Below are 4117 nucleotides of genomic sequence, written 5' to 3'. Positions count from 1 at the left end.
CGCTCGGGGGACACGACTGCTCGACCCTGTCCAGTATCTCCGTGAGACTGGGCCGGGCCTCGGCGGTGTCAGCGGGCTCGCTTTGCAGTCCGCCGACGGTTGTCTTCTCGGTGCCGCAGGCGGCGAGCGCCAGAGCGGCAAAGGCTGTCATCACGAGCGTGTGCCGTGGTCGGCGCGGGAAGCGGGTAACCGTGCTGGTCAGGGCATGGGTTCGTCTCATGCGCCAAGTCTGTGACCAAGCCGCCCCCCTGCACGTGAGTACTCGTACTCACGTGCGCAGGAGTACTCGCTCGAACTTCGATGAGACGTGACCGAACTTCAGTGAGACGAGACACCGATTGCCATTGACGTTGGATTACCGGCCGGTTCATGCCATCGATCTTGGACGGCGGATGTCCCTGGCTATGTGCGCTCGCCGGGGACCTTCGCCCTCGGTGGCTTCGGTTCAGCCGCAGCAGTCGCAGCCGGGGCGGCAATCGCGCGCGTCGCTCGCCTCGGCATCGACGGGCACCACCGTTGTGGCAGTGCCACGCAGTAGCCCCTGCCCTGCCAGGAGTCACGGCCTTCCTTGACTGCGACGGCCGCAATGACCTGGGCGGCGATCGGGTCGGCCCGGGACCAGCCCAGGATGGCTTGCCGTGCCGTCGGCTGCCGTGGCACAGCTGATCAGCGGCTGTTGTCCGGGGGGTAGACGCTGAGGTTGCCGTAGGCCGACAGAACGCTGGCCAGGTCACCTGGTTTGTGCCGCAGGGTGGTGTCCAGGAAGGCGAGCGTGGTCTCGGCGACGACGTGCGGGCTGTCGGTGCGGCCCAGGGAGCCGACTATCGAGGGCACAGGCGGCAGGTACAGGGGGCCGTCCATAAAGGTGAGGTGTGCGGCGCCGGGGATGGTGAGCCGGTAGCTCGTCGCGGTGTTGAGCTTGAGGGCCTTGGTGAGGCGGGGTATGTAGTGCGGGTCGGTTCCTGGGGTGATGGCCTGGGTGAGCGCGAGCATCGGCTGGTGGAGGGAGGGGGAGGTGGGGCCGTGCGGGTAGCCGTCCAGATCGATGACGGCGTCGAACCGGCGGTCCTGCCGGGCTGCCTGGAGAGCGGCGGCACCGCCCATGGAGTGGCCGGTGACCGCGACCCGGCTGGTGTCCAGGCGTCCGGTCAGCGGGCCGGCGATCTCACCTCGGTCCAGACGGTCCAGCTGGGTGAGGACGAAGCTGAGGTCGGCGGCCCGAACAGCTGTCCAGTCAACCGCCAGCTTGTCGTCCTTGTCCCGCTCTCCGGTGGAGGCGGTCCTGGTGTGAATCGTTCGGCCGTCGGCGAGGACGGCGGCAGCGGAGTCGTAGGGGTGGTCGAGGCCGGCAACCACATAGCCGTGGCTGGCCAGTTCCTCCGCCCAGGCGGTGTTCTGGGTACGCACTCCGCCCGACCCGGGAGAGAACAGCACGACCGGGAACCGTTGGCCCGCACCGGCCACCGGGGCGTCGAAGACCGAGTGGGTGTGGGCACGCGGGACGCAGTCGACCAGGAAGCCAGGCAGGCCAACCTGGCGGGCGAGGGCGTCGGAAACGATGCGCGCCTCGTGCTCCGTGCGTCCGAGGTACTGGGCCCGCTGCGCGCCCGCGGGGCTCTTCCTCGCGGGATACCAGAGCTGGATCACCACCGTGCGCCGGTCGTGCGGATCGGCCGTGAATGTCTCGGGGCGGCTTAGGTCGGTCCACTGCACCACCCGGGTGCCGGCCGCGAAACGGCCCGACGGCTCGGGGAACACGGGTACAGGAAACGCCCAGGCGGCCACCGGACCCGTGGCCGTCAAGGCGAGGCAGGCCACCGACCCCGGCAACGCCAGCCACCATCGGGCCCGCCACGCCGGCCGGCCGGTACGGCGTCGCAGCAGGGGAGAGAGGGTGAACGGCAAGGCGACGGCAGCGCCTGCCAGCACCGGCAGCATCTGCCAGCGGATCCCCACCACACTCAGCACGATCGCGGACAGCACGAGAACCGCCACCGCCGCGATCGTGACGCGTGGGCGGGCCGCGGGGGGAAGCCAGCGCGCCACCACCAGCGCAACGGCACCCAGCAGGACAAGAAATTCCAGAGGGGACATGTACAGCCCCGCGATGATCTCGGTCACCCAGCCATCCTCAGGGCGGGGCACGCGATGCCACATCGGTCCCGGGTCGCGATCGCATGCGACCAGAGTCGCATCGACCACGCCAGATGCACGGCCGCTTTGCGACCGCAGGAGGTAGCGGGGCTCCTCCTGCGGTCGCATCTCGGCGCGGTGCCATCAGACGGTGGACTCATGTGCCTCGCAGGCCCGCGGCTACCGTGGCCGCAGCACGCGCCGGGGAGCGCGGGGTGTGCGCTCCTTGTATTTGACGGCTCCGGCTGCACGCGGTGTCGGCGATTTGGCCACCCGGCCGTGACACGCTGCGTAATCCCTCACCGTCGGCAAATCCAGAGGACGCGTCCCCGGCACCTCGTGACGCCACAGCAGTGAGCAGCGCCCCGATGGGAAGTGCTTGGATCGTGCGGGCACCGGCGCAGCGATGGCCGCTGTCCGCGCGATCGGCGTATGCCGGCAGGCGTCAGCGGATGGCACTGCCGGAGGCCTTGCCGCCCGCGGGGATCCCGTTACTGCCGGACCGGTAGGTGGTCACCGGGAGATCAGAGCCGGTCGCGGAGTGGGAGGTGGAGTTCTGCCACGGCACCGCGTGGACCGCGCCGGGGCCGACGGGCATGCCGAGGTAGATGTGGGTGGGAGTGACGCCGATGGCCTGACCGACGCGCTGACCGGCCGCAGGGGTGCCGGGAATGGCGTTGGCGCCGGGGAGCAGCACGTTGTTGTGCGGCCCGGGATCGCCGTACAGAGTGAGCAGGTGGACTGCGCCGGCGCCCGCGGCAGTGCCTTGGGACTCGCCGGGTGCTCCCGCCACGAGTTGGAGCGACTGCCAGGTGGGGGCGGTGAGCGGGGCGAGGTTGACGGCCTGGAGGGTCTCGCCGAACCGGTCGCCGGCTTCGACGCGGTCGGCGGCATCCGCGGAGTCCTGGGTGATCACCCGGCGTTCGCTCCAGGCGCGGTGGCCGGGATGTTGAAGGTGACCACTCCGCCTGCGTTGGCGGCCAGGGTGCCGTCCTGCGCGGTGAGGGACTCGCAGGGAACACCGGCGGCCAGAACGGACTGGCCGCCGGGGCCGTTCTCCACCAGGGCCACGGCGGCGCCCAGCACGTCGCCGGCTTCGGCTCCGCCGGAGACCTTGTCGTCGTTCTGGTTGATGGTGGCCCGCTTGACCGGCTGCGCGGTGGGCTGGGCAGGGTACGCGAAGACCCAGACCGCGCCGCCGTCGGCGGTGGTATCGATGTCCTCTCCGGGGGCGCCGATCGCGATGTGGTTGGCGTCCGCGGCCACCGACGAGCCGACCTTGTCGCCTGCTTCCGGGCCGCCCGACATGCCGGCGCCCTGGGCGATGGTCACACAGCTGGTGCCGCGCAGATAGAAGACGCTCCCGGCGTTCGCCCGGCCGCCTACCGTGTCCCCGGCGGAGCCGATGACGATGAAGGGGGAGCCGTCTCGGGTGCGCCCCGCGGCCAGCGAGGAGCCCAGCAGGTCGCCCTTCTGCTTGACCGCGGCCTTCATCGCCCCGGCGCCTTCGCCCCGGACGTCGGTGTCGCTGACGCGGCCCTTGCCCAGGTCCGCGGCGGAGCCGTAGACCACGGCGACCGTGCCGACGTCGCTGACGGTGGCGGTGGCGTCCTCGTACGGGGCTCCCACCACGCGTGCCCCGTTCCCGCTGTGGGCGAGGATCGTGTGCGACATCCTGTTCTGGGCCCTCACCGCCGCCGAGGCCTACGTCGCGATCGGCAGCCTGTGCGGGGCAATCCTCATCGCAGCTCACCGGTCGGGCAGTCCGGCCAGCCCTACCCCCTCCGCAACCGCGCCATGTACGGCGTCCTTGGGTCAGGACCTCTTACGGGGTCTGCGGCCGGCGCTTCAGTGCTCGAAGACCGCTGTCGCCACTGGTACGGCCAGCGGCAGGCTGAGTCCGACCAGGGGGAGGCGGTCCAGCCACAGGATGGCGGCGAATTCGCGCAGTGTCGCGGCCAGCCAGTAGGCGGGGGAGGTCGGC

General features: G+C 70.8%; 4 protein-coding genes. All 4 read right to left on the bottom strand.

The features are described 5' to 3' along the window. The coding region (locus ACWD0J_RS41000; RefSeq protein WP_451500960.1) for a hypothetical protein at positions 1-220 on the bottom strand (220 nt) is incomplete at its 3' end. Positions 221-666: 446 nt separating this feature from the next. Continuing rightward, positions 667-2157 (bottom strand): alpha/beta hydrolase, encoded by a 1491-nt coding sequence (locus ACWD0J_RS40995; RefSeq protein WP_451500959.1) that lies wholly within the window; start codon positions 2155-2157, stop codon positions 667-669. Positions 2158-2578: 421 nt separating this feature from the next. Further along, the gene (locus tag ACWD0J_RS40990; RefSeq protein ID WP_451500958.1) at positions 2579-3049 is read right to left on the bottom strand and encodes a hypothetical protein; all 471 of its coding nucleotides are present in this window, start codon (positions 3047-3049) and stop codon (positions 2579-2581) included. Then, positions 3046-3807, bottom strand: coding sequence for a hypothetical protein (locus tag ACWD0J_RS40985; protein ID WP_451500957.1), 762 nt, complete (start codon positions 3805-3807; stop codon positions 3046-3048). The genes ACWD0J_RS40990 and ACWD0J_RS40985 overlap by 4 nt, the downstream gene beginning before the upstream one ends. Positions 3808-4117: the final 310 nt, after the last annotated feature.

This window comes from Streptomyces sp. NPDC003011 (assembly GCF_053591515.1).
The sequence above is the reverse complement of the archived record's forward strand: the minus strand, read 5'-3'. Positions and strand labels throughout refer to the sequence as shown.

Coding starts and splice junctions, on each gene's coding strand:
- ACWD0J_RS40995 (WP_451500959.1), bottom strand. CDS start 2,157: ATGTGGCATCGCGTGCCCCGCCCTGAGGATGGCTGGGTGACCGAGATC.
- ACWD0J_RS40985 (WP_451500957.1), bottom strand. CDS start 3,807: ATGTCGCACACGATCCTCGCCCACAGCGGGAACGGGGCACGCGTGGTG.